Below are 26274 nucleotides of genomic sequence, written 5' to 3' on the forward strand. Positions count from 1 at the left end.
GGTGAGCAACGACGCCTACACCCTGGCACAAGACGCCGCCGCCGCGCTGAAGGGCGCGGCGGGGGTCGACACCTTCGACGTGGCCCTGGTCATGGGCTCCGGCTGGGTTCCGGCCGCCGACGCCCTCGGGCAGACCGTCGCCGAGGTGCCCTTCACCGACCTGCCCGGTTTCGCGCCACCCGCGGTGGCCGGGCACGGCGGCAAGATCCGCGTGGTGCGCACCGGCGCGGGACGCCACGCGCTGATCCTGCTCGGCCGTACGCACCTGTACGAGGGGCGGCCGGTCGACAAGGTGGTCCACGGCATCCGGACGGCCGCCGCCGCCGGGGTGAGGGCGGTCGTGCTCACCAACGCCGCCGGCGGCCTGCGCCCCGAGACGCAGAACGTCGGCGACCCGGTCCTGATCAGCGACCACATCAACATGACCGGCGCGAATCCGCTGACCGGCACGACCTTCCTCGACCTGACCGAGGTCTACAGCAAGCGGCTGCGCGCGCTGGTGCGCGCGGCCGACCCGTCGATCGCCGAGGGCGTCTACTGCGCCTTCCGCGGCCCGACCTACGAGACGCCCGCCGAGATCCGCATGCTGCGCACGCTCGGCGGCGACCTGATCGGCATGTCCACGGTCCTGGAGGCGATCGCCGCCCGCGAGGCCGGCCTCGAAGTGCTCGGCATCTCGCTGGTCACCAACCCCGGCGCGGGGCTGGTCGGCGAGCCGCTCAACCACGAGGAGGTCCTCGAGGTGGGCAAGGCCACCGCGGCGCGCATGGGCGGGCTGCTGGCCAAGGTGGTCGACGGCCTGTGAGCGACCTGCTGAAGCAGGCCCGCGAGTGGCTGGCCCAGGACCCCGACCCCGACACCCGCACCGAGCTGTCCGACCTCATCGAGCGCGCCGACCTCGACACACTGCGCGAGCGGTTCGGGGCGAAGCTCGAGTTCGGTACGGCGGGGCTGCGCGGTGAGCTGGGTGCCGGGCCCAACCGGATGAACCGGGTCACCGTCATGCGGGCGGCCGCCGGCCTGGCCGAGGTGCTGGGGCCCGGCAAGCACGTGGTGATCGGGTACGACGCCAGGTACAAGTCCGACGTGTTCGCCAGGGACACGGCCGCGGTGCTGACCGGGGCCGGGATCCACGCGTCGCTGCTGCCCAGGGCGCTGCCCACGCCGGTGCTGGCCTTCGCCGTGCGCCACCTGGGGGCCGACGCCGGGGTCACCGTCACGGCCAGCCACAATCCGCCTCGGGACAATGGGTACAAGGTGTACTGGGGCGACGGGTCGCAGATCGTGCCGCCGGTCGACGGGCAGATCTCGGCGGCCATCGACGGCGTGGGGCGGGTGGACGAACTGCCGCTGGGCGCACCGGTGTCCGCCACGACGGCCGGCTCCTTCACCGAGCTGGGTGAGGACATCCTCGACGACTACATCGAGGCGGTCACCGCGCTGCCGCTGGGACGGGCGCGCACGCTGAAGGTGGCCTACACGCCGCTGCACGGCGTCGGGGCCGGCACGCTGACCGGCGCCTTCCTGGCGGCCGGGTTCGCCAGCCCGATGGCGGTCGAGGAGCAGCGCAACCCCGATCCGGCCTTCCCGACCGTGGCCTTCCCCAATCCGGAAGAGCCCGGGGCGATGGACCTGGCGCTCGCGCTCGGGACCAAGATCGGCGCGGATGTGGTGCTGGCCAACGACCCCGACGCCGACCGGTGCGCCGTGGGCGTCCCGCAGCGTGACGGCACGTGGCGCATGCTGACCGGTGACGAGGTGGGCGCGCTGCTCGGCGAGTACGTGATCGCCAACACCGGCGGCGACCGGCTCGTGGCCACCACGATCGTCTCTTCCTCGCTGCTGGGCAGGATCGCCGCGGCGCACGGGGTGCGCTACACCGAGACGCTGACCGGATTCAAGTGGATCATGCGGGCCGGTGAGGGGCTGGTCTTCGGGTATGAGGAGGCGCTGGGCTACAGCGTGGGCTCCGATGCCGGGCTGCCGGTTCACGACAAGGACGGGATCGGGGCGGCGCTGACCATCGCGGCGATCGCGGCCGAGGCCAAGCGGGCCGGCCGTACCCTGCTCGACCTGCTCGACGACCAGGCGCGGCGGTACGGCGTGCACGCCACCTCGCAGCTGTCGGTGCGCGTGCAGGACCTTTCCCTCATCGCCGACGCGATGGCGCGGCTGCGTGCCGAGCCCGCGAAGGAGCTCGGCGGGCGGGCGGTCGAGGGCATCGACGACCTGGCCAAGGGCGAGGGCGGGCTGCCGCCGACCGACGGGCTGCGGTACCGCCTGGCCGGGGGTGCGCGGGTGGTCGTGCGGCCGTCGGGGACCGAGCCGAAGCTCAAGTGCTACCTCGAAGTGGTGGTGCCGGTCACGGGCGAGGTGGCCGAGGCCAGGGCGCTGGCCGCCGAAGGGCTGGCCGCCCTGACCTCGGACCTCGAGGTCACGCTGGGTCTTTGAGGCGGAACTGCAGCTCGATCTCCCACTTGTTCATGTCCGGCTCCTCGGCCGGGTTGGTGTGGTAGATCTCCAGGCGGCTGCCCCAGTGCTCGCCGTCGGCCTCCTCGCTCATGTCGAAGTCGAGGCCGGAGGTGGCGTGCAGCTTCTCGATGACCGGGAGGAGCTGGTCGGGGTGGCCGACATGGCGGACGCTGGCGTAGCGGCCGGCGGGGAGGGTGGCGGCGACGATGTCGCCCTCCCCCTCGACCGGCTCGGCCACCGGCACTCCTGCCTCCACGTCCAGATCGCCTTCCATGTCGATCACATGGAAGCGGAAGAACGGCGCGCCGGCCATCGCGGCGCCCCGGGCGACCAGCCAGCCGTAGATCTCCGGGATGCGGTCGGCGACCACGCCGAACGTGGTCATCGTGATGGTCTTGCGGACGGCGACATAGTGGCGCTCGGGAAATTCGATGATGTCCATGCTCTTACTTACGATCGGGACCCCCGAAACTCATCGGAAGGTCGTACAACGGGAACAACAACGGATCGAGGTACGTGGTCGTACCCCTGATCAGGCCGCCCGACGTCTCCAGGATCACGATCGCGAACGCCTCCCCGTCGAGGTACTGGCCGAACGTGGTGGCGCCCGCTCTCACCAGCTTGCTGCCCCGGCAGCCTTCCCCGCCCGAGGCGACCAGCACCGCGCGCATGGCCTCGCGGCCCGCCAGCCACCAGGCGAACGGCGGCATCGACTCGACGGCGTCCTCGTGGGTGAGAGCGACCAGGGTGTCGACGTCGAAACGTTCAAACGCGTCCACGTAGCGGGCCAGCAGGTCCTCGTCCACCTCCAGGCGGGGCTCGGCCGTGGCGGGCATGGTCGCCCTGGCCCGCTGGAGCGCGCTGTTGACCGAGGGCACGCTGGTCTCCAGCAGGCCGGCCACCTCGGCGGCCGACCAGGCCAGGACGTCGCGCAGGATCAGGACCGCCCGCTGCTTGGGCGGCAGGTGCTGGAGCGCGGCCACGAAGGCCAGCCGTACCGACTCGCGGGAGACCGCCAGCTCGGCCGGGTCCATGAGCTGGTCGGGCATCGGGTAGACCCAGCGCTCGTGGGCGATCGGGGCCCCGAACGGGGTGCCGGGCTCGGCCGCCGGGCCCAGATCCATGGCGCGGGCCCGGCGCTGGGCGCTGCGGAGCATGTCGATGCACACGTTCGTGGCGATGCCGTACAGCCAGGGGCGCAGCGCGCCGCGCTCGGGGTCGAAGGTCTTCCAGGCCCTGGTCAGGGTCTCCTGGACGGCGTCCTCGGCCTCGAACCCGGAGCCGAGCATGCGGTAGCAGTACCCGGCCAGCTCCTTGCGGTGGCGCTCCAGCTCGATCACGTCAGCGGGCCACCTCGATCTGCAGCTCGGTGACCCATTCGTCGTGGTTGGCCGGGCAGTGGAGCGAGACCTCGCGCGCCAGGCCGACCGTCCGGTAGCCGTTGTCCTCGATCCAGTGGGCCAGGGCCTGCATGGTCGGGCCGACGTTCTCCATCGCGCCGTGGTGGATCATCGTGGCGGCCGTCTCGATGCCGGGCAGAGTCAGGAAGTCGACGTCCGCGCCCTCGGAGACGCCCACCTTGATCGAGGCGTGGATCATGACCGTGCCGTCGTCCTGGGCGAGGTAGTAGGCGCAGCCCGGTCCGGTCATCTTGATGTCGGCCGCACGGAGGCGTTTGACCAGTTCGGCGTAGAGCGGCTTGATGACCGGGCCGACATCCTCGCCGTCATAGCTGGCCGCCACGCCGCTGAGCTCGGCGATCCGCATCGCGGCCACCGGTTTGAGCACGACCTCGTCCGTGCGCATGTGCCCTTCCCTCTCGATCGTGCGGAGCCTCGCCTCGACCCTCCGCAACCTGGCCAGGTCGGCGCTGATCCGGGCTTCGAGCTGGGCGCGGCGCAGGCGCACCATGCCGTGCAGTTCCTCGGTGCTCACCTTGTCGTCGAGGATCGCGCCCACCTGCTCCAGCGTGAACCCGAGATCCTTGATCGCGACGATCCGGTTGAGCCTGGACAGCTGCGCGGCCTGATACGCCCGGTACCCGGTGACCGGGTCCACCTGCGCGGGGCGCAGCAGCCCGAGCGCGTCGTAGTGCCGCAACATGCGCACCGACACCAGCCCGAGCCTGGCGAAGTCTCCAATGCTGAACATGACTCCCCCAGGTCTACGGCCTCACACGGTGTCAGGGTCAACACTACGATGCCCCTATGCCGCGTATCCCCGGTCTGCTGGTGTTCGCCCTGTTGGTCGGGGGATGCGCCGCACCACAGCCCGGGGAGCAACCGTCCCCGGCGCGGGCGGTCCCGATCAAGGGCGCCAAACTCCAGGACGACGTCAACGGCGACGGCTTCTCCGACCTCGTCTTCCAAATCGCCGACTCCGGGCTGCCGCGCATGGCCATCGTGTACGGCTCCCGCGACGGCCTCACCCCGGCCGAGAACACGGTGATCCCGGCGAAACGTTTTACCCCGTGGATCATCGACGCCGGCATCCAGGCGGACCTGGACGGCGACGGGTACGGCGACATCGTGGCCTTCGGCGGCCACCCGGGCGGCGACGAGCGCGGCCTGCCCCGCGTGTACTGGGGCGACCGCGCCGGCATCGGGCCCGAGGACACCGCGGTCCCGATCGTGCCGCCGACGTTCGCCCAGTCGAGCGTCTACCGGGCCGTGACCGGCGACTTCGACGGCGACGGCGCCGCCGACGTGGCCATGGCCACACCCGAAGGGACCGTGACCGCACCCGAAGGCACCGTGGCCACACCCGAAGGCACCGTGACCGCACCCGAAGGCACCGTGACCGCACCCGAAGGCACCGTGACCGCATCCGAAGGGACTGTGGCCGCACCCGAAGGCACCTCCGGCGACACCTCCAGCAAGCCCGCCCTCGAACTCCTCTACGGCCCGTTCGACCGCAACGCCAAACCCGCCCGCCGGGCGAAAATGCCCTCCCCGACCGGCGGCGAGTTCTGGCGGATGGCCGTCGACCGTACCGGCTCCTGGCCGACCGGACTGCTGGTCTTCGAGGCCGACGACGGCGAGCAGACCTCGGGCTGGCTGCTGTCCGGACGGCTCGGCGGGCCCGCGGCGCAGGGCCGCAAGCTCAATCCCGGCATGGCCGCCGCCTTCGGCGACTTCGACGGCGACGGGACCCGTGACGTGGCGGTGGGTGACGACGGCTCACGCAACGACGAGCCCGGCTTCGAGAGTGAGCCGCCGGGCGTGGACGACACCCTGACCGTGTACTACGGGAACGGCCGGGAAAAACGTTTTACCGGTGCCAAGGGGCGTGCCGTGGCCACCGACCTGGACGGCGACGGCCACGACGACCTGCTCGTCGGCGCCGCTCCGGGTGGATCAAGCTCCGAGACGGCCAAGGGTGGCGTGCGCGTCTACCGGGGTGCCCAGGATGGCCTGCCTGCCGGGGAGATCCTGGCCGGCGCCCTGGGCGAGCCGCTGGCCGCGGGAGACTACAACGGCGACGGGCACGGCGAGGTGGTCCTTTCGCACGGAGAGGGCGGCAAGCACACGATCTCGGTGACCGACGGCGAACGCATCCTGACCACCTTCACCACGGATCAACTCTGACCCGCTCCCCAGGACAACCCCACGCCCAGCCGGCCCAATCCCCACTCCCCACGACACAGAGCACCTCACGCCCAGCCGCCCTGCTCCTTCCGGGTACGGCGGAGCAGGAACAGGAAGAACGGCCCGCCCAGCAAGGCCGTCAGGACCCCGATCGGCAGTTCGGCCGGGACCACGACCGTCCTGGCCAGCAGGTCGGCCAGGAGCAGGACGCAGCCGCCGGCCAGGGCGGAGGCGGGCAGGAGTATGCGGTGGCCGGGGCCGGCCAGCAGTCTGATCAGGTGGGGCACCACCAGGCCGACGAACGAGATGGCTCCGGCCGCCGCCACTGAGGCCCCGGTGAGGAGGGAGGCCAGGAAGATGGCGGCCAGCCGTACCCGCTCGGTGTCCACACCCAGGTGGCGGGCGCCGCGCTCGCCCAGGGCGAGGAGGTCGAAGGAGCGCGACAGGAGCGGGGTCAGGATCAGGCCGGCGGCGATGAACGGGGTGACGGCGGCCACCACGGGCCAGGTGGCGCCGCCGAGGGTGCCGAGGTTCCAGAAGGTGATGGAGCGTAGCTGCTGGTCGTCGGCCATGAAGGTGAAGAGGCCGACGATGGCCCAGGCGATGGCGTTGACGGCGATGCCGGTCAGGACGAGGGTCACGACCTCGGTGCGGCCTTGGGAGCGGGCCATGCCGTACACGATGAAGGTGGTGATCAGGCCGGTGGCGAACGCGGAGACGGCCACCGACCAGTCGCCGAACGCGCTCACGCCCAGCACGATGGCGCCGACCGCGCCCACGGCCGCGCCCGACGAGACGCCAATCACGCCTGGTTCGGCCAGCGGGTTGCCGAAGACGCCCTGCATGCCCGCGCCCGCCACGGCCAGGGCGGCGCCCACCAGTACGGCGAGCGCCACGCGGGGGAAGCGGATCTGCCAGAGGACCTGGTGCTCGCCCGGCTGGACCAGGCCGGCCAGCACCTCGTCGAAGGGCACGTGAACCGCGCCGATCCCCGCCGACGCGACGCACAGCGTGGCGAGCAGCACCGTGAGGGCGGGGATCAGCGCGAGCTTGAGTGCCGCGCGGCCGGGACGGGGCGCGGATGACCGCGGTGCCTCGTATACCCCGCCCCGGCGTGCGGCAACAGCGTCACGGGCGTCCTGTGCCCGCTCCGCCTTGGGTGCGGCATCCGGGGAGTGCTCATCCCCTTCCTCCGCGAGCGCGGAGTCGGGAACAGCCGCCCCCTTCTCCGCAGATGCGGGATCAGGGACAGGCGTCCCATCCTCCGCATACGCGGGATCGGGGACAGGCGTCCCTTCCTCCGCGGGTGCGGCCTGGCGGGGGGTGTCCGTCCGCAGGGACGCGGTCACGGGGTCGGGGGCGTGCTGCTGCTGAACCCCCTGCTCCGTGGTCGCGGCGTCGGGGGCGTCGTTGACCCGTTCGGCCGCGGTCACGGCCGCGCGGGCGCTGTGGGACGCCCGCGTGGCCGCGTTCTGGGTCGTCACGGCTGGAAGGCGGTGACGAGCTTGGTGAGGGCCTGGCCGGTGCGCGGGCCCATGCCAAGGAGTTCGAGGTCGTCGAGGGCGACGATGCGCCGGTTCTTGCCCGCGGGGGTTTGGGCGACGCCGGGGAGTGCGAGCAGGCCCTTTTCGCCGCCGACCGAGTCGAGGCCCATCTTCATGACCAGGATGATCTCGGGTGCGGCGGCCACCATGGCCTCGGCGGTGATCGGCTTGAAGCCCTTGACCCCGGCGGCGGTCCCGGCGTCCTCTCCCCCGGCCGCGGTGATCATCGCGTCGGCGCGGGTTCCGGCGCCGCCGAGCTGGTACGTCTTGGACTGGCCGCGCAGGTAGAGGAAGGCGACGCGAGGCTTCTTGGCGTCGGCCTTGACGGTGGCCTTGGCGGCGTCGATCTCGGCCTTGGTGGCGGCGGCGAGGGTGGCGCCCTTGCCGGGCTCGCCGACTGCCTGGGCCACCTGCTCGATCTTGCCGGGTACCTCGTCCACGGAGGCGGCGCCGGTCGGTACCAGCACCACGGGGACACCGGCGCCCTTGAGCTGCTCGATGACCGGCGGCGGCCCGGCTTCCTCGGTGCCGACGAGGACGGTGGGCTTGAGCGACAGGATGCCTTCCGCGGCCAGCGCCCGCTGGTATCCGATCTGCTTCTTGCCCCTGGCCTCGGGCAGCCCCATGGCCGACAGGTCCACGCCGACGACCTTGTCGGCCAGGCCGAGCTTGAACACGATCTCGGCGACGTCTCCGGTGAGCGGGATGATCCGGGCCTCCCGCTTGCCGGCAGGCGAGGCGGAGGTGGATGTGGAGGTGGAGCTCTGGGCGTTGCCGCAGCCGGCGAGCGCGATCACCGCGACCCCGAGTAGTGCCACCAGTCGCCGCTTCACGACCCCACCCCTCAAGTTAGGTAAGCCTTAGTTAGGCAAGCCAAACCTAAACGGACTTTGGTGAAGAGGTCAAGACGCACCTCTGGCTACCGATCGTTCGGTCGGCTAGGCTCCTACCAAACGTTCGGTAGGAGACATGGACACAGCACTCCGGATCAGAAGCGCCGCGATGCGGCTCTTCGCCGACCAGGGCTACGCCGCGACGAGCATCAGAAGCCTCGCGGCCGCCCTCAACATGACCAACGCCGGCATCTACCACCACGTGACCAGCAAGGAAGCACTGCTGGCCGACCTCATGCGGGCCGGCCAGCTCGGCCTCACCGACGCCACCGACCGCATGCTGACCGGCCGCCACGACCCCGCCGAACGCCTGGCCACGCTGATCAGCTCCCTGACCGCCGTCCACGCGCTGTACCCCATGACCAGCCGCGTCATGGACGGCGAACTCCGCTCCCTCACCCACGGCTCCAGCGCCCGCGACGAGATCATCGCCCTGCGCGACCTCTACGAGCAGCGCTGGAAGTCCGCGCTGGCCGACGGCGTCGAGCAGGGCGCCTTCCGCATCGCCGACCGGAAGCTGACCCGGCTGGCCCTCATGTCCATGTGCACCGGCACCAGCGAGTGGTACCGCCCCGACGGCGAATCCACGCTGGAAGAGGTGTGCGCCGAGTTCGTGACGATCGGGCTGGCCGCGGTCCGCTCGTCCGCGCAGGTGACCATGCGGCTCGACCTCACCCTGCTGCCCGATTACCCATGGGAGCCCCATGTCGATCCCCGAGTTGCTCCGGCAGGCCGCCCGGCGCCATGACGACCGCCCGTTCCTGATCTTCCCTGACCGTACGCTCGGCTTCGCCGAGGTGGACGAGCGCACCGACCGGCTCGCCGGAGCGCTCGCCGCCCAAGGGGTACGGCCCGGCGACCGCGTGGCCGTGATGTTCGGCAACGTCCCCGACTGGCCGCTCAGCTGGCTGGCCGTACTCAAGACCGGCGCGATCACGGTCCCGGTCAACGCCGGGTACGGCCCGGCCGACCTGGCCCACGTGCTCGGCGACTCCGGCGCCCGCCTGGCCATGGCCGCCCCCGAGCACGCCCCTGCCATCCGCGCACTCGGCGTGCCGGTGCTGGAGGAGACCACCGGCAAGGCCCCTGACGTGCGGATCAACCCGTGGGATCTGGCCACCTTCTCCTACACCTCGGGCACCACCGGCTTCCCGAAAGCCTGCATGCTGCCCCACTCCTACTGGACCGGCACCGCCCGGCTCATGACCGACCTGGTCGGCTTCAGGGACGACGACGTGGTCATGGTGGCCCAGCCGTTCTCCTATATGGACCCCCAGTGGATGGCGCTGATGTGCCTGGTGGCCGGGGTTCCGCTCGTGGTGCTGCCCCGCTTCTCGGCCTCCGGCTTCTGGCCCGCCGCCCGCCGGTACGGCGCCACCGTCACCTATGTGCTCGGCACCATGCCCATGCTGCTGTACAAGCAGCCGCCGCACGAGCACGACCGGGACAACCGCATGCGCCTGGTCATGTGCTCCGGCATCCCGCCCAAGCTGCACGCCGCGCTGGAGGAACGCTGGAGCGCCCCCTGGCGCGAGCTGTACGGCTCCACGGAGAGCGGCCCCGACCTGCTCGTCCACCCGGACGACGCGGCCACGGTCGGCACCGGCGCCATGGGCTTCGCGCCGCCGGGCAAGGAGGTGAAGGTCCTCGCCGAGGACGGCGAGCCGGGCGAGATCGTGGTCCGCGGCCGGCCGATGATGCGCGGCTACTGGAACCACCCGGACGCCACCGCCCACGCCTTCCGCGGCGGCTGGTATCACACCGGCGACCTGGGATACCAGGACGAACACGGCTACATCCACCACGCCGGTCGGCTGAAGGACATGGTACGGCGGGGCGGCGAGAACATCTCGTGCGCCGAGGTCGAGAACGTCCTGTCGCAGCACCCGGCGGTCCAGGCCGCCGCGCTGGTCCCCATCCCCGACGAGCTGTGGGGCGAGCTGCCCAAGGCGTTCATCCAGCTGCACCCCGGCCACGCGCCCGACGGGACGACCGCCGCCCGGGTGATCGACCACGCCAGGGAACGGCTGGCCCGCTTCAAGATCCCGGCCTTCGTGGAGTTCGTCGACGCCTTCGTCTACACCCCGTCCCAGCGCATCGAGAAGCGCCACCTGCTCACCCCCGGACGCGACCAGCGGGCGGGCGCCATAGCCACAGAGAAGGAGCGAGCATGATCGAGGTCAACGCCCACGGCGAGGTCACGGTGATCACGCTGAACCGTCCGGACAAGCTCAACGCCCTCACCTCCGACATGCGCGTACGGCTGGCGGCGGCGGTCCGCGAGCACGGCCACAGCGGGCGCGGCATCGTGGTGACCGGCGCGGGCCGGGCCTTCTGCGCCGGCGAGGACCTGTACGAGGCGGCGGGCACGTCGCTCACCGCCGAAGTTGAAACGTTTCACGACCTGACCAGAGCGGTCCTGGAGACCACGGTTCCGGTCGTGGCGGCGGTCAACGGCCTGGCCGTGGGCGGCGCCGCCGAGTGGATCCTGAGCTTCGACGCCCGCCTCGGTACCCCGGCCGCCGGCTACTTCTTCCCGGAGAACGGCATCGGCCTGTCCATCTCCAACGCCTCCAGCGTGCTGCTTCCCCGCCTGACCGGCGGCCGGGCGCTCCGCCTGGTCCTCGACACCGCCAGGCTGGACGCCGCCCAGGCGCTGACGGCCGGGCTCCTGGACGAGGTCGTGCCCGGGGACGCGCTGCTGGAGTCGGCCGTCGCCCTGGCCGAACGCTGGACGGAGCCGGGGCTGGCGACAGCCGTCCATCTGCGGTTGCTGCGGCCGTCCCTGGAGGAGGTCGAACGGGCCTTCGCCCGCGAGAGCGCGGCCGCTCACGAGGTGGAGGAGACGGGCCTGGCCAAGGCCGGAATGCAACGCTTCGCCACCCGAGCCCGCCGATGAAAACGTTTCGCCGCGTAGTAAAACGTTTCGCTACCCAGTAAAACGTCTTTCGCGGCCCAGTAGAACGTTTCGCTGCCCAGTAGAACGTTTCGCGGCCCAGTAAGCGGCCCAGTGAAACGTTTCGCTGTGCGGCCGGCGGACCTGCGCGGTCAGGGGACGAGGATGGCCGCCACCACGAGGGCCAGGCAGACGCCGATCACCACGAGGGAGTCGACCGCCCACGTGATGGTCGCCGGGCCCGCCTCCTCCTTGCGGCGGCGGGCCGTCTCGGCGCGCTCGGTGATCTGGTCCCCGACCCAGTCGGCGTGGGTCTTGCCGGCGAACGCCTGCTGCGCCGACTGCTCGGCCTTGGTCAGCGCAGGTTGGGTGCGGAAGCGGCCCTGCCGCGGGGTCGCCATCCCGCGGCCCTGCGCCTTGGCCCGCTCGCGGGCGGTGGCGGTGGGCGTCCACAGCCGCACCGACTGCTCGCCCTCGCCATAGCCGACGGTGATCGCGTGGGAGACGGTCACGTCCCCCACCGACGCCCACGGCAGGACGGTCGTGCGGAACGGGTTGCGCACGGTCAGCGCCGCCTCCTCCACCACCGTGGCCGGGCGCAGCGCGATCACGTAGACCATCGCGGTCAGCACGCCGAGCACCGCCCCTGCCACCATGGACGGCTTGCCGGAGTAGCGGACGATCAGATCGACGGTGTTGGCGGCCACGAAGGCCACCCACACCCACCCCAGCACGAACGCGAACTTGGAGCGGAAGACCTGTCTCATGACTGCCACTTGAGCTGCGCGAACCCCGGCTTGATCACGCCGTTGATGAGCGCCAGGCGCTCGTCGAAGGGGATGAACGCCGACTTCATCGCGTTCACCGCGAACCACTGCAGGTCATCCCAGCCGTAGCCGAACGCCTCGACCAGCTTGGCGAACTCCTCCGACACGCTGGTGCGGCTCATCAGCCGGTTGTCGGTGTTGACCGTGACCCGGAAGTGCAGGCGGCGCAGCAGCCCGATCGGGTGCTCGGCGATGGAGGCCGCGGCTCCGGTCTGCAGGTTGGAGGTCGGGCACATCTCCAGCGGGATGCGCTTGTCGCGCACGTAGGCGGCCAGGCGGCCCAGCTTCGCCGTACCGTCGTCGGCGACGGTGATGTCGTCGATGATGCGCACGCCGTGGCCGAGCCGGTCGGCGCCGCACCACTGGATCGCCTGCCAGATCGACGGCAGCCCGAACGCCTCGCCGGCGTGGATGGTGAAGTGCGCGTTCTCGCGCTGGAGGTACTCGAAGGCGTCCAGGTGACGCGTGGGCGGGTACCCGGCCTCGGCGCCGGCGATGTCGAAGCCGACCACGCCGACGTCGCGGTAGCGCACGGCCAGCTCGGCGATCTCCATCGAGCGGGCCTGGTGCCGCATCGCGGTCAGCAGCGTGCCGACCTTGATGCCGCGACCCTCCGAGCCCTGGCGGAAGCCCTCCAGCACCGCCTCGACGACCTGGTCGAGGCTGAGGCCGGTGGTGGTGTGCTGCTCGGGGGCGTAGCGCACCTCGGCGTAGACGACGCCGTCGGCGGCGAGGTCCTCGGCGCACTCGGCCGCCACGCGCACCAGCGCCTCGCGGTTCTGCATGACGCCGACCGTGTGGTCGAACGTCTCCAGATAGCGCACGAGCGACCCGGAGTCCGACGCCTCCTGGAACCATTGGCGCAGGTTGCCGGGGTCGTTGGTGGGCAGCCGGTCATAGCCCGACTCATGGGCCAGATCGACGATCGTCTCGGCGCGCAGGCCGCCGTCGAGATGGTCGTGGAGCAGGACCTTCGGTGCGCGCCTGATCTCGTCCAGGGTCGGCTGCGTACTCATCTCGCCATCATAATGTGCCTACATGGCCATCCTCATCGGACGCGAACACCCTGCCGCGATTCTCCGCGCCGAGGTCGACCGCGCGTCGACCAGCCACGGTTCCCTCGTGCTGGTCACGGGTGAGGCGGGCGTCGGCAAGAGCGCGCTGGTGTCCGATGCGGCCGGGCGGGCGGTGACCGCGGGGGCGCGGGTGCTCAGCGCCGCCTGCTGGGAGGGCGAGGGCGCGCCGGGGTACTGGCCGTGGGTCCAGGTCGTGCGCAGGCTGCGGCCCGACGCCGACGTCTTCGCGGGCGCGCGCACCCCTTTCGAGCTGTACGACGCGGTCACGGCGTTGCTGGTCGAGGGCTCGCGGGAGCAGCCTCTGGTCGTCGTGCTGGAGGACCTGCACTGGGCGGACGCCGGTTCGCTCAAGCTGCTGGAGTTCGTGGCCCGGCACGCCTGGTTCGAGCGGCTGCTGGTGATCGGCACCTACCGGCAGGGCGAGTCGGAGCTGCCGCCGGAGCTCAAGGCGACCACGGTGGCCCTGTCCGGGCTGAGCCGTGCGGAGGTCGGCGAACTGGTCGCCCGCACGGCCGGGGTGCGGCCGGAGGACGAACTGGTCGGCGAGATCCACCGGCGCACCGGCGGCAACCCGTTCTTCGTCGAGCAGACCGCCCGGCTCTGGCAGGGCGGCAGCCCGTTGGCGACGATCCCGGCCGGGGTGCGCGCGGCGGTGGAGCGCCGCCTGTCGCGGTTGTCGGCGGAGGTGCGGGCGGTGCTGCGGACGGCCGCGGTGCTGGGGCGCGAGTTCGACGACACGGTCCTGGAAGCCGCCGTGACAGAGCAGGCCGCCGTGACAGAGCAGGCCGCCGTGACAGAGCAGGCCGCCGTGACAGAGCAGGACGGCGTGACAGAGCAGGACGGCGTGACAGAGCAGGACGGCGTGACAGAGCAGGACGTACGCCAGACGGCCGACGTAGGTACGCAGGGCCAGACGGCCGACGTGGGTGCGCCGCTGGGTCAGGCGGTCGCCGCTCAGCTTGTCGCGCCTGCCGGGGAAGGCCGTCACGCGTTCGTGCACGATCTGGTCCGCGAGACGCTCTACGCCGAGCTCGACGAAGCGGGCCGGCGGGCGGGACATGCGGCCGCACTGACGGCGCTCCGTCCGGCGGACCCCGGCGCGGAGCTCGGGACGGCCGGGCAGGCGCACCTCACCGAGCTGGCCAGGCACGCGTACCTGGCCGCCGTCTCCGAGGCGCCCGGCCTTCTCCTGGCCGCCGCCCAGAATGCCGAGGCGCGGCTGGCCGACGAGGAGGCCGTGGGGCACTACCGGCGGGCGTTGGAGCTGGTGCCGGGGGACGAGCGGGCCCGCCGTACCGAGATCGAGCTGGAGATGGGGCTGGCGCTGCAGCGGATCGGCGAGCGTGAGGAGGGCGGGCGCGCGATCGAGTCGGCCATGGCCGCCGCTCGCGAGCTGGACGACCCGGCGCTGCTGGCGCACACGGCGCTGAAGTTGTACCACCTGGGCTTTCCCGACTTCGTCCGCGAGGCGCACCGGCGGCTGGTGCGCGGCGAGGCGGCCCGGATCGAGGAGGTGGGCGAGCAGCTGAGCGGCCTGGCCGCCGACCGGGCCCGGCACCGGGGCGACGACCGGACGCTGGCGGCCACGCTGCTGGCCCGCATGTCGGCCATCTGGCGGCCGGGCACGGCCGCGGAGCGCGCGGCGCTGGCGGAGGAGCTGGCGCAGGTCGCCACCCGGTCGAACCAGCCGCAGGCCACGCTCAACGCGCTGTCGTGGCACGCGGGAGCGCTGCTGGAGCTGGGCGATCCGCGGCACGCGACGGTCAGCCGGACGTTCGCGGAGCTGGCCGGGCGGGCGGGGCTGCCGTTGTTCGAGCACGAGGCCATGGTGATCAGGACCAGGCAGGCGCTGCTCCAGGGGCGCTTCGACGAGGCGCGGCGGCTGGCGGAGACCACGCGGGAGCTGGGCGAGCAGCCGTACGTCGACGGCGACGAGCTGCGCTGGATGCAACTGCTGTCGGCGGCGCTGCTCCAGGGCCGCTTCGAGGAGGCCGACGCGCTCCTGGCCGAGATGCGCGCGGCGGGCAGCGGCAACGTGCCGCTGTTCGCGGGCGTCGTGGCGGCGCAGCGGGGTGACGCGGCCGGCGCGCTGCGCCAGCTGACCGTGCTGATGGCCGGCGGCCCGGACCTGCTCACCTGGATGTCGCCGCTCTGGCTGCGGTTCCAGGCGCAGGCCGCGGCGCTGTCGCGGGACCCGGAGCTGTGCGCGAACGCCCGGGCCGCGATCGAGCCGTACCGCGGGCAGTGGGCGGTGACCTCGACCATCGCGGTGGACGGCCCGTTCGACCACTGGATCGCCGTGCTCGACGCCGCCCGGGACCGCTGGGAGGAGGCCGCCGAGGGGTTCACCGCCGCCTATCGGGCCGCCGACCGGCTGGGCGCGCGGCCGTGGTCGGTGGAGTCCCGGGCGCGCCTGGCCGAGGTGCTGCTCGCCCGCGGCGCGGACCCGGGCGGGTTGCTCGCCGACGTCGAGCGGGAGGCCGCCGAGCTCGGGATGCGGGTACGGCTGCCGCCGCACGCGGAGGGGGCCGGCGTGTTCCGGCTGGAGGGCGGGGTCTGGACGTTGACGTTCGCCGGCCGTACCGCGCATGTGCCGGACGCCAAGGGGCTGCACGACCTGCGCGCGCTCATGGGCAGCCCGGGGGCGGAGATTTCGGCGGTCGAGCTGCTCAACCCGGCGGGCGGCGCCGAGGCGGTGGCCGCGCGCCGCATGGGCGGGGACGCGGTGCTCGACGACGAGGCCAAGGCGCGGTATCGGCGGCGGCTGGACCTGCTCGACGAGGAGATCGACCGGGCGGCCGAGCGCGGCGACGACCGGCGGGCCGCCGCCTACGACGTCGAACGGCAGGCGCTGCTGGACGAGCTGCGCCGGGCCGCCGGGCTGGGCGGGCGCTCGCGGCGGCTGGGCGACGAGGCCGAGCGGGCCCGCAAGGCGGTCACCAACCGCATCCGCAACACGCTGCGCCAGCTCGGCGAACGCCATCCCGAGCTGGCCGCGCACCTGCGTGAGGCGGTCTCGACGGGTGCCACCTGCCGTTACCAGCCCGCCGAGCCGGTCACCTGGACCTGGTGATCAGAAGGCGCCGGCGTTCTCCCGCGCCCACTGGGCGAAGGTACGGCCGGGCCTGCCGGTCACCTGCTGGACGGTAGGCTGCACGATCGCGCCCTCCTTGGGCGGATTGGTGCCGAGCATGACCGTGAACTCGATCATCTCCTGCTCGGCGCCCTCGGCGGCCATGCGCTCGCGCACCTGCGCCTCGGTCAGCTCCCGGAACTCCACCTCACGCCCGATCGCCTCGCCGATCATGCGAACCCGCTCCGCGGGCGTGTTCAGCTCCGGCCCGCTGATCATGTACGCCTGGCCGGCGTGGCCGTCCTCGGTCAGCGCCGCCACGGAGACCGCCGCGATGTCGGCCTCGTGCACGACCGCGCCCGGCAGGTTGCCGAAGTGGTGGACGACGCCCGCGCGCACGCCGTCCATCCATTCGAAGGCGTTGGACATGAACTCCACGCACAGCAACTGCGTCCAGGGCAGCCCGCGCTCGCGCAGCGCCGCCTCGACGGTGCCCTCGTAGAAGCTGCCCAGCACCGAGATCCGCTCGACCCCGGCCTTGACGGCCAGATCCACGATCTCACCGCCGTTCTCCAGCAGGCTCAGGTCCTCGCCCGCCACCGTGAGCAGGTGCAGCGCGGTGACCCCGTCGAGCGCGGGCGCCAGCGACTCGGCGACGGTGAGATCGCCCGCGGCCACCTCGACCCCGCGGGGAAAGCTCGCGCGGGCCGGGTTGCGGGTCAGCGCCCGTACCCTCTCTCCCCGCTCCACGAGCTGGCTGACGACGTGGCGGCCGACCTTCCCGGTGGCGCCGGTGACGAGAATGGTCATGATCTCTCCTCCTGATCGCTCTTCGACCAGGAGGCGCTACATCGGATCTAGCGGGCGCTACGCGTCGCGATGGGCGGAGTCGGGCGAGAAGGCGGGCAGGCAGACAGCGATGTACTCGGCGCCCTCGGGCCCGCAGCTGTAGCGGACCTTCTCCCCCGCCTCGGTGACGATCGACTGGCCCGCGCGCACCTCGGTGACGCCCTCCGCGTGCTCGACGAGCACCGTGCCGCGCAGGACCACGGTGTACTCGGTGAACTCGGGCGTCTGGGCGGGCTCGTCCCACCCGGCGGGCGCGCCCATGTGGGCGATAGAGACGGCCGCGTCGCCGCTGTTCACCCGGCCCACGTGCTCGTCGATGACCTTGCCGCCGGGCACCGGAATCCGGGTCGCCCCTTCGATCTTTCTCACCACGGATGTCAGTGTGCCACGTCGACGACCAGGCGGCTGGGCGAGCCCAGCTCCCTGACCGCGAACCCGGCCCGCCGGTCGAGCACCAGGCCGACGCCGACATGGCCTTCGAAGTCGCCGGTCCTGACCACGCTCCGGACGTTGCCCAGACCGGCCTGGAAGATCGGGCCGCCGGTCCAGGTGGGGGCGCCCTTCTCGGTGTGGGCGTCCGCGGGGGTGAGCGTGAGCTGCAGGTAGGCGCCGCCGGTCACGTCGATCGGCCGCCCGGAGCCGTCCTCGGTCAGCTCCTCGACCCATCTGGCCGTGTATCCGGGGACGGGGCCCTTGAGGTCGACGACCACGCGGTCGTAGGCGCCGTGATCGGCGTAGCGGACGCCGGTCACCAGGGTTTGCGTGCCGCCCCGGTGCTCGACCTCGACCTCGGCGGTGCCGGTCGGTGCGGGTTCCGCGGTGGCGGCCGCCGGTGTCGCCGTCGTCGCGGGCGTGGCCGTACCGCATCCGCACAGTACGGCGAGGCAGAGCGTTGCCACGAACCCTGGTGAAGGCCGCATACGGGGTGTATGCCCAGCTCATGGGCGGGCATGCGAAGGACCCCGCACGGGGCGAGTCGTGCGGGGTCCTTCGGCTTTCGGCAGGAGGCGAAGAGGTCAGACGGCTTCGAACACCTTGGCCTCGCCGGGGTCGACGGCCGGTGCCGTACGAGTCCTGAGGCCGGTCAGCGCGATGCCGAGGCCGACCACGCCCAGGATGAGCGAGACCACGATCGCGCCGCGCAGGGCGCCGATGGACAGGCCGCCGCCGGAGGTGAGCACCGCGGTGACCACGGCCAGCACGACCGCGCCGCCGACCTGGCCGGAGGTGTTGAGCAGTCCGGAGGCCAGGCCCTGCTCGTCGTCGTGGACGCCGTTGGTGGCCTGGATGTTCAGCGACGGGAACGACAGGGCGAAGGCGATGCCGAGCAGGATCATGCCGGGCAGGACCATGCCGAGCACGCTGGGCGCGGTGGAGATGCCGACGAAGAAGAAGGCGTATCCGGCGGCCAGCGCGGCCGAGCCGATCGTGATGAGGCGGGCGGTGCCGAAGCGGTCCGCGAAGTCGCCCATCTTGGTGGAGGTCAGGGCGACCAGGATGCCGGCGGGCAGGAACGCCAGCGCGGTCTCCATGGCCGACCACTTGAGGAGGTTCTGGAAGTACTGCATGGCGACGAACTGGAAGCCCACGTAGGAGCCGAACAGGATCACCAATCCGAGGTTGGCCCGGACGATGGGGCCGGAGCGCAGGATTCCGAGGCGAACCAGCGGGTGCTTCATGCGCAGCTCGGCGAAGACGAAGAGCCCGAGCAGGACGGCGGCGCCGGCCAGCGAGCCGAGGGTGCGCAGCGAGGTCCAGCCGACCTCGGGCGCCTGCACGACGGTGAAGACGAGCAGCAGCATGGAGGCGGTGATCAGCACGGCGCCGATCAGGTCGTGGCCGCCTTCCGCCCGCTCCTCCTTCACCTTGGGCAGCACCTTGAGCGCGGCGACCAGCGCGATGATCGCGACGGGCACCGGCATCAGGAACGTCCAACGCCACCCGATCTGGGTCAGCAGACCGGACAACACGAGGCCAAGGGAGAAACCACTCGCGCCGGAGGCGGTGAACACGCTGAGCGCCTTGTTGCGCAGCGGCCCCTCCGGGAACGTGGTGGTGATGATGGACAGCGCGGCGGGCGCGGTGAACGCCGCGCTCACGCCCTTCACGAACCGGGCGGCGATCAACAGGGCACCGTCGTCCACGATGCCGCCGAGCAGCGACGCCACCGCGAAAACGGCCAAGGCGACCAGGAACACCCTGCGACGCCCGAGAAGGTCTGCCGTCCTGCCGCCGAGCAGCAGGAGACCGCCGTAGCCGAGGACATATCCGCTGACAACCCACTGCAGAGAGGAAGTAGTGAGCCCGAGGTCGTTCTGGATGGCGGGCAGGGCCACGCCGACCATCGACACATCGAGCGCGTCAAGGAAGATCACTGCGCAGAGCACGGCAAGCGCGCCCCAACGGCGTGAGGAAGTGGACATGGGACTGAACACTACATGCAACTGCATCAAATGCAAACGCAATTAATTCCGTTGCATGAGATTTGGCGAGATGGTAACCTCCGCGTCATGGACGAGGAAGGCGTGGTCGGGACCTGGCATTACGTCCTGGGCAAGTACGCGAAGACCATGTGCGCGCTGGAGCGGGAGCTCGGCGAGAAGCACGACCTGGGTCCCAGTGAGTTCGAGGTGCTCGACCGGATGGTCAACCACGACTCCCAGCTACGCGTCCAGCAGCTCTGCGGCGAGGTCCACCTCAGCCAGAGCGCGCTCTCCCGCGTGATCGCCCGCCTGGAGAAGGCCAAGCTGGTCACCCGGGGCACCTGCGAGGTGGACCGGCGCGGCGTCTTCGTGCTGATCACCGAGGAGGGCAGGAAGCGCCACGCGGAGGCGCTGCCCACCCACCGGGCCGTGCTCAACGGCATCTTCGCCGGCACCCCGGTCAACGCACGATGAAACCGCGCCAGACAACCAGGCGCCGGCGCAGCACGGGCCACTCGTCGGCCCTGATGCCCCGCAGGGCCAGGGCCAGCGGGACCAGCGCCACAGTGGCGGCGACGACGATCCCCATGATCAGCATGAACAGGTGCTCGACGGCCATGACCAGAGCCTTTCTGGTTGAAGTTTAAACTAATTGGCCTGAACACCTTGACCGCCGGACTTATTTCCGGCGGTTAGCCGATGCGGTCGATGACCAGCGGGAGCTGCTCCACGCTCACCGGGCCCACCGCGTAGCCGCCCTCCAGCGCCTCCAGCGCCCTGGCGAAGCGGGCGGTCTCGTCGGCGTGCAGGGTCATCAGCGGCTGACCGGCGCGCACCAGGTCGCCCGGCTTGGCGTGCAAGGTGATGCCGGCGCCGAACGACACCGGATCCTCCTGGCGTGCCCGGCCCGCGCCCAGGCGCCAGGCCGCCAGGCCCACCGCGTAGGCGTCCAGCTCGGTCAGCACGCCCGACTCCGGGGCGTCCACCGTCATCGACTCGGCCGCCTTCGGCAGCACGGCGTCCGGGTCACCGCCCTGGGCCACGATCATGCGGCGCCAGGCGTCCATCGCCGAGCCGTCCTTCAGCGCCTGCTCCGGATCCTTGCCGGACACCCCGGCGGCCTCCAGCATCTCGCGGGCCAGCCGTACCGTGAGCTCGACCACGTCCGAGGGGCCGCCGCCCGCCAGGACCTCGACCGACTCCTCGACCTCCAGCGCGTTGCCGACCTGCTTGCCCAGAGGGCGGTCCATCGCGGTCAGCAACGCGACCGTGCGCACCCCGGCGTCGGAACCCAGGGCGACCATGGTCTCGGCCAGCTCCCTGGCACGATCCACGGTCTTCATGAACGCGCCGGAGCCGACCTTCACGTCCAGGACCAGCGAGCCGGTGCCCTCGGCGATCTTCTTGGACATGATCGAGGAGGCGATCAGCGGGATCGACTCCACCGTGCCCGTCACGTCGCGCAGCGCGTAGAGCTTCTTGTCGGCGGGGGCCAGGCCGGAGCCCGCGGCGCAGATCACCGCGCCGGCCTCGCGCAGGACCGCGAGCATCTCCTCGTTCGACAGCGACGCCCGCCAGCCCGGGATCGACTCCAGCTTGTCCAGCGTGCCGCCGGTGTGGCCGAGGCCGCGGCCGGACAGCTGGGGGACGTAAGCCCCGCAGGCCGCCACCAGCGGCGCCAGCGGCAGGGTGATCTTGTCGCCCACGCCGCCGGTGGAGTGCTTGTCCGCGGTGGGGCGGTCGAGCATCGACCAGTCCATCCGCTCGCCCGAGCGGATCATCGCCTGCGTCCACTCGGCGATCTCGCGGCGGTTCATCCCGTTCAGCAGGATCGCCATCGCGAGCGACGACATCTGCTCGTGGGCCACCTCGCCCCGCGTGTAGGCGTCGATCACCCAGTCGATCTGCGCGGTCGTCAGCTCATGACCGTCGCGCTTGGCGACGATGACCTCGATGGCGTCCATCAGGCTCCCTTGGTCAGGTCGTCGGGGCCGAAGGCGTAGGGCAGGATCTCCGCCATGCGCTTCGGCCCGTCGGGCGTCTCGACAAGCAGGTCTTCCCCGCCGAACTCATACAACAGCTGGCGGCAGCGGCCACACGGCATCAGCAGCTCGCCGTGCCCGTCGACGCAGGTGAAGGCGACCAAGCGGCCGCCGCCGGAGGCGTTCAGGGCCGAGACCAGGCCGCACTCGGCGCACAGGCTCAGGCCGTAGGAGGCGTTCTCCACGTTGCAGCCCGTGACGATCCGGCCGTCGTCGACGACGGCGGCGGCGCCCACGGGGAACTTGGAATAGGGGGCGTAGGCGTTGCGCATCGCGGCCCGTGCCTCGTCGCGCAGGCCGTCCCAGTCGATGGTCATGTTCTAGTGCTGCTCCCCACGGCGGTACCGCACGCCGTCCGCCTTGGGCATGCGCAGGCGCTGCGAGGCGGCCAAGAGCACGAGCAGGGTCAGGACGTGCGGGGTGATGTAGACGAACTCGTTGGGCAGCCTGTCGATGACCATCCACAGCCAGATGAGGACCACGGCGGCGGCTGCCGCGCCCGCCATGATCGTGTAGTCCTTGGCGCTGCGTCCGGCGAGCTCGGCCGGCTGGCCGGAGCGCGTCATGACGCGGATCTTGTTGCCGAGGTAGATGAGCAGCAGGATCGCGCCGAACAGGAAGAACGAGGTGACCGCGCCCTGGTTGCGCAGTTGCAGGCCGTCGGCGTAACCGAACAGGGAGGCGCCGACCGCCAGGCCGCCGGGCCGCCAGTTACCGAAGATCATGGCGGCCAGGCCGATGAATCCCCGTCCGCCCGTCTGTCCCTCGACGTACTTGGTGACGCCGAAGACCAGGAACACGCCGCCGAGACCGGCGAAGGCCCCGGAGATGACGACGGCGATGTACTTGAGCCGGTACACGTTGACGCCGAGCGACTCGGCCGCCCAGGGGTTCTCACCGACCGAGCGCAGGCGCAGGCCGAAGGCGGTGTGCCAGAGCACGAGGTACGTCAGCGGGACCAGCACCACGGCCAGAAGGACCAGCGGGTTGAAGTCACGGGTGAGACCGCCGAGGATGCCGGCCACGTCGGAGATCAGGAACCAGTGTGTCCTCTCCAGCATGCCGAAGACGTCGATCTGGTCCGACAGGAGCGGCAGGCTCCATTCCGGCAGCTTCCCGGAGATCGCCGGGGAGGTGGTGATGCCGGCGCCGGCCTGCGCCGCGGAGGAGCCCTCCTTGTAGAGGACCTCCGACAGGAAGCGGGTGATGCCCGGGCCGAGGAGGTTGATCGCGACGCCGCTGATGATGTGGTCGACGCCGAAGCCGACGGTGGCGATCGCATGGATCAGGCCGCCCACCGCACCGGCGGCCAGACCGGCGGCGAGCGCCGCGAACGGGCCCCACTGGTATCCGGCCCAGCCGGCGAACCAGGTGCCCATCACCATCATGCCTTCGAGGCCGATGTTGACCACGCCGGCGCGCTCGGCCCACAGGCCACCGAGCCCGGCCAGCCCGATGGGGACGGCCAGCATCAGCGCCGCGGCGAAGGTGCCCGAGGAGGTGATGTCGTTGTGCCCGGAGATCACCCGGACCAGGGACATGACGATGATCAGCAGGGAGACGCCGATCAGCGCGAGGTGGTACTTGCGGACCCCGGTCATGCTCCCACCTCAACAGGCTTGTTGGTGCCGAGCAGGCGGGCGGCCCGCCGTTCCTCTGAGCGCATCGCCATCCGGCCGGTGACCTCGTTGGAGACCACCACCAGGAGGACGATGGCACCCTGCATGATGACGATGACGCTGGGCGGCACGTTGGCGAACTGCAGCGGCCCCTGTGCCCGGTCGAGGAAGCCGAACAGCAGCGCGGCGAACGCGATGCCGACCGGTTTGTTGCGTCCGAGCAGCGCGACCGCGATGCCGAGGAAGCCCAGGCCGGGGGTGAAGTTGGAGTTGTAGGCGTGCGTGGAGCCGAGGATCTCCGGCATGCCGATGAGCCCGGCGATCGCACCGGACAGCACCATGGCCGAGATGACCATCTTCTTCGGGTTGACGCCGGAGGCGAGGGCGGCGGGGGCGTTGAGGCCGCTGGCCTTGACCTCGAAGCCGAACCGGGTGCGCTCCAGCACGATCCACAGCCCGATCCCCAGCAGGATCGCCACCACGAGGAAGCCCCACAGGCCGCCGCCGCGCGGGGCGGGCAGGCCGAACATCTCGAAGAGGAAGTTCAGGTTGGGGAACCAGGCCGACTCAGGCAGCGGCGGGGTGGAGATGGTCAGCTGCCCTTCGGGCCGGGGCCCGGTGAACGGCCCGCGCACCAGGAAGGCGGCGAGGTTGATCGCGATGTAGTTGAGCATGATCGTGGCGATCACCTCGTTGACGCCGCGCCCGACCTTCATCAGCGCCGGGATCAGCGCGTAGAGGCCGCCGACGATCGCCGCCACGATGATGATCACCGGGATCTGGATCCAGGCCGGCGCCACGAACGTCGAGCCGACGAAGGCCGCCACCACGGCGGCGAGCCGGTACTGCCCCTCGACGCCGATGTTGAAGAGGTTCATCCGGAAGCCGACCGCGACCGCGAGTCCGGCGATGAACAGCGGCACCGCCCGGTTGAGCATGGTCGTGATGCCGTTGACCACGGTCCGCTCGGTCTCGCCGAAGTCGAAGAAAGCGGCGAACGCGGCGGTCGGACTGGCCCCCGCCACGATGATCGCCACGCTGGTGATCGCGATGGCGAGCACGACGGCGACCACCGCACCCGCGACAGTCAGCAGCGCGCGATAGAGCCCTGCGGGCATCACATCTCCTCGGTGGCGGTGATGGCGCCGGTCATGTAGCCGCCGAGCCGCTCGGGCGTGACGTCGGACGGGTCGAGGCGGGCGACGAGCCTGCCGCGGTAGATGACGTGCAGCGTGTCGGACAGCCCGATGAGCTCGTCGAGGTCCGCGGAGATCAGCAGTACGGCGAGGCCGGCGGCCCGGGCGTTGCGCAGGTGGTCCCAGATGGCGGCCTGGGCGCCCACGTCCACGCCCCGGGTGGGGTGGGCGGCGATGAGGAAGGCGGGCGCGCCGCTCATCTCGCGCCCGACGATGAGCTTCTGCTGGTTGCCGCCGGACAGGGCGAGCGCGAGGGTGTCGACGCCCGGGGTGCGCACGTCGTACTGCATGATGATGCGCTGGGTGTCGGCCTTGGCGGCGCGGCGGTCGATCCAGATGCCGCTCTTGGCCGCGCCCCGCTTGACCGGGGCATCTGCGCGGCCCTTGATCCGGATGCCGATCTTGGCGGCGACGCGCTTGATCCAGGGATCGCGCTTGCCGAGCTTGCGGGTCTGGTGGCCGAGGACCCGGTTCTCCCAGAGGGAGGCTTCGAGCAGCAGGCCCTGGCGGTGGCGGTCCTCGGGGATGTAGCCGATGCCGGCCTCGCGGCGCTTGAGCGTGGACCAGGCGCTGATGTCGGTGCCGCCCAGGGTGATCTCGCCGTGTGCCGGGCGGATGCCCATGATGGCCTCGATCAGCTCGGACTGGCCGTTGCCCTCGACGCCGGCGATGCCCAGGATCTCGCCCTTGTGGATCTCGAAGCCGATGTCGTCGAGCAGCAGGCGCTCGCCTCCTGCGCGCAGCGCTTCGGGGGTGGCGACGGGGCGGTGGCCTTCGGCGCCGATGGTCAGCCCGGTGACCTTGAGGGCGACGGTCTCGGTGACGGTGGATTCGCGGGTCTCGGGCGTGGGCAGTTCGCTGCCGACCATGAGCTCGGCGAGCTGGCGGGCGTTGCCGATCTCGCTGCGCGGGAGGCTGGCGACGGTGGTGCCGCGCCGGATCACCGTGATGGCGTCGGCGATGCTGAGCACCTCGTCCAGCTTGTGGGAGATGAAGATGACGGTGAGGCCGTCGGCCTTGAGCTCGCGCAGGTTGTCGAAGAGCTCCTCGACCTCCTGGGGCACGAGCACGGCGGTCGGCTCGTCGAGGATGAGGATGCGGGCGCCGCGGTAGAGGACCTTGAGGATCTCCACGCGCTGCCGGTCGCCGACGCCGAGGTCCTCCACCAGACGGTCGGGGTCGACGCGCAGGCCGTGCGCCTCGGCGAGCTGGACGATCTTACGGCGGGCGGCGGCCACGTCGAGCCGGCCGGCTGCCTTCTTCGGCTCGGCGCCGAGGACGATGTTCTCCAGCACGGTGAGGTTGTCGGCCAGCATGAAGTGCTGGTGGACCATGCCGATGCCGACGTTGATCGCGTCGCTGGGCGAGCGGAAGCTCACGCCTGCGCCGTTCACCCGGATCGTGCCCTCGTCCGGCTTCTGCATGCCGTACAGGATCTTCATGAGGGTGGACTTGCCGGCGCCGTTCTCCCCGCAGATGGCGTGGACGGTGCCGGGTTGAATGGCGATCCGGATGTCGTGGTTGGCGACGACGCCCGGGAACCGCTTGGTGATGCCCTCCAGCTCGACGGCGGGTTGCGCCGGAGCGAGCGTGTCGGAAGTCATTGGTGGCTCACCGCTCCTCATTCGCCGGGCGGACGCGTCCGGAACGAACGGGTCTGCTCAGCTCAGTGCGTCGGGCTCGCTCCATGCTCATGTGGTTCTCCTGCGAGCAAGGCGGATAGAGCGAAGGCCCGGGGAAGCTCCCCGAGCCCTCAAACGAGACTTACCTACCCAGG

The 26274-nt window shown here is 71.3% G+C and carries 25 protein-coding genes; 8 read left to right on the plus strand and 17 right to left on the minus strand.

Features of this window, described 5'->3' with window-relative positions; genetic code table 11:
• Position 1: 1 nt before the first annotated feature.
• Positions 2–805 (plus strand): purine-nucleoside phosphorylase, encoded by an 804-nt coding sequence (locus FVE25_RS37995; RefSeq protein WP_157252337.1) that lies wholly within the window; start codon positions 2–4, stop codon positions 803–805.
• Positions 802–2451 (plus strand): phospho-sugar mutase, encoded by a 1650-nt coding sequence (locus FVE25_RS38000; RefSeq protein ID WP_157252338.1) that lies wholly within the window; start codon positions 802–804, stop codon positions 2449–2451. The genes FVE25_RS37995 and FVE25_RS38000 overlap by 4 nt, the downstream gene beginning before the upstream one ends.
• Here the strand turns inward: FVE25_RS38000 and FVE25_RS38005 are convergent.
• Genes FVE25_RS38005 through FVE25_RS38015 form a run of 3 tightly spaced genes read right to left on the minus strand, consistent with a single transcriptional unit; the run spans position 2435 to position 4623 of the window.
• The gene (locus FVE25_RS38005; protein WP_157252339.1) at positions 2435–2914 is read right to left on the minus strand and encodes a GyrI-like domain-containing protein; all 480 of its coding nucleotides are present in this window, start codon (positions 2912–2914) and stop codon (positions 2435–2437) included. The two genes, FVE25_RS38000 and FVE25_RS38005, sit on opposite strands and share 17 nt — an antisense overlap.
• 4 nt (positions 2915–2918) lie before the next feature.
• Positions 2919–3812 (minus strand): RNA polymerase subunit sigma-70, encoded by an 894-nt coding sequence (locus FVE25_RS38010; protein ID WP_219825830.1) that lies wholly within the window; start codon positions 3810–3812, stop codon positions 2919–2921.
• Position 3813: 1 nt separating this feature from the next.
• Positions 3814–4623: a MerR family transcriptional regulator gene (locus FVE25_RS38015; RefSeq protein ID WP_157252340.1), complete on the minus strand. Its 810-nt coding sequence runs from the start codon at positions 4621–4623 to the stop codon at positions 3814–3816.
• Between the two features lie 56 nt (positions 4624–4679).
• Between FVE25_RS38015 and FVE25_RS56525 the strand changes: the two genes are divergently transcribed.
• Complete coding sequence (locus FVE25_RS56525; RefSeq protein ID WP_157252341.1) at positions 4680–6059, plus strand: FG-GAP-like repeat-containing protein; 1380 nt, start codon at positions 4680–4682, stop codon at positions 6057–6059.
• Between the two features lie 65 nt (positions 6060–6124).
• On the opposite strand, the gene FVE25_RS38025 is transcribed toward FVE25_RS56525, so the two are convergent.
• On the minus strand, positions 6125–7543 hold the full coding sequence (locus FVE25_RS38025) for a FecCD family ABC transporter permease (protein ID WP_246268074.1): 1419 nt from the start codon (positions 7541–7543) through the stop codon (positions 6125–6127).
• Positions 7540–8436 (minus strand): heme/hemin ABC transporter substrate-binding protein, encoded by an 897-nt coding sequence (locus FVE25_RS38030; RefSeq protein WP_157252342.1) that lies wholly within the window; start codon positions 8434–8436, stop codon positions 7540–7542. The genes FVE25_RS38025 and FVE25_RS38030 overlap by 4 nt, the downstream gene beginning before the upstream one ends.
• A gap of 136 nt (positions 8437–8572) precedes the next feature.
• On the opposite strand from FVE25_RS38030, the gene FVE25_RS38035 reads away from it, so the two are divergent.
• The 3 genes from FVE25_RS38035 to FVE25_RS38045 are packed head-to-tail and all read left to right on the plus strand — an operon-like array spanning position 8573 to position 11395.
• Positions 8573–9244: a TetR/AcrR family transcriptional regulator gene (locus FVE25_RS38035; protein ID WP_157252343.1), complete on the plus strand. Its 672-nt coding sequence runs from the start codon at positions 8573–8575 to the stop codon at positions 9242–9244.
• Complete coding sequence (locus FVE25_RS38040) at positions 9201–10670, plus strand: class I adenylate-forming enzyme family protein (RefSeq protein ID WP_157252344.1); 1470 nt, start codon at positions 9201–9203, stop codon at positions 10668–10670. The genes FVE25_RS38035 and FVE25_RS38040 overlap by 44 nt, the downstream gene beginning before the upstream one ends.
• Positions 10667–11395 (plus strand): enoyl-CoA hydratase/isomerase family protein, encoded by a 729-nt coding sequence (locus FVE25_RS38045; protein WP_157252345.1) that lies wholly within the window; start codon positions 10667–10669, stop codon positions 11393–11395. Before FVE25_RS38040 ends, FVE25_RS38045 begins: the two co-directional genes overlap by 4 nt.
• A 149-nt stretch (positions 11396–11544) precedes the next feature.
• On the opposite strand, the gene FVE25_RS38050 is transcribed toward FVE25_RS38045, so the two are convergent.
• Both FVE25_RS38050 and FVE25_RS38055 read right to left on the minus strand, forming a co-directional pair.
• Complete coding sequence (locus FVE25_RS38050) at positions 11545–12159, minus strand: PH domain-containing protein (protein ID WP_157252346.1); 615 nt, start codon at positions 12157–12159, stop codon at positions 11545–11547.
• Positions 12156–13235, minus strand: coding sequence for an adenosine deaminase (locus FVE25_RS38055; protein WP_157252347.1), 1080 nt, complete (start codon positions 13233–13235; stop codon positions 12156–12158). The genes FVE25_RS38050 and FVE25_RS38055 overlap by 4 nt, the downstream gene beginning before the upstream one ends.
• A 22-nt stretch (positions 13236–13257) precedes the next feature.
• Here FVE25_RS38055 and FVE25_RS38060 point away from each other — a divergent pair, with 22 nt between their 5' ends.
• Positions 13258–16368, plus strand: a complete 3111-nt coding sequence (locus FVE25_RS38060) for an AAA family ATPase (protein ID WP_157252348.1) — start codon at positions 13258–13260, stop codon at positions 16366–16368.
• Here the strand turns inward: FVE25_RS38060 and FVE25_RS38065 are convergent, their stop codons facing one another.
• The 4 genes from FVE25_RS38065 to FVE25_RS38080 form a co-directional block, all read right to left on the minus strand.
• A complete protein-coding gene (locus FVE25_RS38065; RefSeq protein ID WP_157252349.1) occupies positions 16369–17178 on the minus strand; it encodes an NAD(P)H-binding protein in 810 nt (269 codons plus the stop codon). It lies immediately after the preceding gene.
• Positions 17179–17235: 57 nt separating this feature from the next.
• Positions 17236–17586 (minus strand): cupin domain-containing protein, encoded by a 351-nt coding sequence (locus tag FVE25_RS38070; RefSeq protein ID WP_246268076.1) that lies wholly within the window; start codon positions 17584–17586, stop codon positions 17236–17238.
• An 8-nt stretch (positions 17587–17594) separates the two neighbouring features.
• Positions 17595–18116, minus strand: coding sequence for an AMIN-like domain-containing (lipo)protein (locus tag FVE25_RS38075; RefSeq protein WP_246268078.1), 522 nt, complete (start codon positions 18114–18116; stop codon positions 17595–17597).
• Between the two features lie 117 nt (positions 18117–18233).
• Entirely contained in the window at positions 18234–19592 is a 1359-nt protein-coding gene (locus tag FVE25_RS38080) for an MFS transporter (protein ID WP_246268080.1), read from the minus strand.
• A gap of 135 nt (positions 19593–19727) precedes the next feature.
• On the opposite strand from FVE25_RS38080, the gene FVE25_RS38085 reads away from it, so the two are divergent.
• Positions 19728–20114, plus strand: coding sequence for a MarR family winged helix-turn-helix transcriptional regulator (locus FVE25_RS38085; RefSeq protein WP_157252353.1), 387 nt, complete (start codon positions 19728–19730; stop codon positions 20112–20114).
• Here FVE25_RS38085 and FVE25_RS38090 read toward each other — a convergent pair.
• The 6 genes from FVE25_RS38090 to FVE25_RS38115 form a co-directional block, all read right to left on the minus strand.
• A complete protein-coding gene (locus FVE25_RS38090; RefSeq protein ID WP_157252354.1) occupies positions 20101–20259 on the minus strand; it encodes a hypothetical protein in 159 nt (52 codons plus the stop codon). The genes FVE25_RS38085 and FVE25_RS38090 overlap by 14 nt on opposite strands.
• A gap of 73 nt (positions 20260–20332) precedes the next feature.
• Positions 20333–21604, minus strand: a complete 1272-nt coding sequence (locus FVE25_RS38095; RefSeq protein ID WP_157252355.1) for a thymidine phosphorylase — start codon at positions 21602–21604, stop codon at positions 20333–20335.
• Positions 21604–21999: a cytidine deaminase gene (locus FVE25_RS38100; RefSeq protein ID WP_157252356.1), complete on the minus strand. Its 396-nt coding sequence runs from the start codon at positions 21997–21999 to the stop codon at positions 21604–21606. The genes FVE25_RS38095 and FVE25_RS38100 overlap by 1 nt, the downstream gene beginning before the upstream one ends.
• A gap of 3 nt (positions 22000–22002) precedes the next feature.
• Positions 22003–23283, minus strand: a complete 1281-nt coding sequence (locus tag FVE25_RS38105; RefSeq protein WP_157252357.1) for an ABC transporter permease — start codon at positions 23281–23283, stop codon at positions 22003–22005.
• Positions 23280–24419, minus strand: a complete 1140-nt coding sequence (locus tag FVE25_RS38110) for an ABC transporter permease (protein WP_157252358.1) — start codon at positions 24417–24419, stop codon at positions 23280–23282. The genes FVE25_RS38105 and FVE25_RS38110 overlap by 4 nt, the downstream gene beginning before the upstream one ends.
• Positions 24419–26101, minus strand: coding sequence for an ABC transporter ATP-binding protein (locus FVE25_RS38115; protein ID WP_157252359.1), 1683 nt, complete (start codon positions 26099–26101; stop codon positions 24419–24421). Before FVE25_RS38115 ends, FVE25_RS38110 begins: the two co-directional genes overlap by 1 nt.
• Positions 26102–26274: the final 173 nt, after the last annotated feature.

It is taken from the genome of Nonomuraea typhae, from assembly GCF_009760925.1.
GTDB lineage: Bacteria > Actinomycetota > Actinomycetes > Streptosporangiales > Streptosporangiaceae > Nonomuraea > Nonomuraea typhae.

Bases quoted from the DNA above. Each gene is read 5' to 3' on its own strand.
- FVE25_RS38110 (WP_157252358.1), bottom strand. From the start codon at position 24,419: ATGCCCGCAGGGCTCTATCGCGCGCTGCTGACTGTCGCGGGTGCGGTG.
- FVE25_RS38040 (WP_157252344.1), top strand. From the start codon at position 9,201: ATGTCGATCCCCGAGTTGCTCCGGCAGGCCGCCCGGCGCCATGACGAC.
- FVE25_RS38045 (WP_157252345.1), top strand. From the start codon at position 10,667: ATGATCGAGGTCAACGCCCACGGCGAGGTCACGGTGATCACGCTGAAC.
- FVE25_RS38090 (WP_157252354.1), bottom strand. From the start codon at position 20,259: ATGGCCGTCGAGCACCTGTTCATGCTGATCATGGGGATCGTCGTCGCC.
- FVE25_RS38115 (WP_157252359.1), bottom strand. From the start codon at position 26,101: ATGACTTCCGACACGCTCGCTCCGGCGCAACCCGCCGTCGAGCTGGAG.
- FVE25_RS38035 (WP_157252343.1), top strand. From the start codon at position 8,573: ATGGACACAGCACTCCGGATCAGAAGCGCCGCGATGCGGCTCTTCGCC.
- FVE25_RS38005 (WP_157252339.1), bottom strand. From the start codon at position 2,914: ATGGACATCATCGAATTTCCCGAGCGCCACTATGTCGCCGTCCGCAAG.
- FVE25_RS38105 (WP_157252357.1), bottom strand. From the start codon at position 23,283: ATGACCGGGGTCCGCAAGTACCACCTCGCGCTGATCGGCGTCTCCCTG.
- FVE25_RS38060 (WP_157252348.1), top strand. From the start codon at position 13,258: ATGGCCATCCTCATCGGACGCGAACACCCTGCCGCGATTCTCCGCGCC.
- FVE25_RS38095 (WP_157252355.1), bottom strand. From the start codon at position 21,604: ATGGACGCCATCGAGGTCATCGTCGCCAAGCGCGACGGTCATGAGCTG.
- FVE25_RS38055 (WP_157252347.1), bottom strand. From the start codon at position 13,235: ATGAGTACGCAGCCGACCCTGGACGAGATCAGGCGCGCACCGAAGGTC.
- FVE25_RS38100 (WP_157252356.1), bottom strand. From the start codon at position 21,999: ATGACCATCGACTGGGACGGCCTGCGCGACGAGGCACGGGCCGCGATG.
- FVE25_RS56525 (WP_157252341.1), top strand. From the start codon at position 4,680: ATGCCGCGTATCCCCGGTCTGCTGGTGTTCGCCCTGTTGGTCGGGGGA.
- FVE25_RS38065 (WP_157252349.1), bottom strand. From the start codon at position 17,178: ATGACCATTCTCGTCACCGGCGCCACCGGGAAGGTCGGCCGCCACGTC.
- FVE25_RS38015 (WP_157252340.1), bottom strand. From the start codon at position 4,623: ATGTTCAGCATTGGAGACTTCGCCAGGCTCGGGCTGGTGTCGGTGCGC.
- FVE25_RS38050 (WP_157252346.1), bottom strand. From the start codon at position 12,159: ATGAGACAGGTCTTCCGCTCCAAGTTCGCGTTCGTGCTGGGGTGGGTG.
- FVE25_RS38085 (WP_157252353.1), top strand. From the start codon at position 19,728: ATGGACGAGGAAGGCGTGGTCGGGACCTGGCATTACGTCCTGGGCAAG.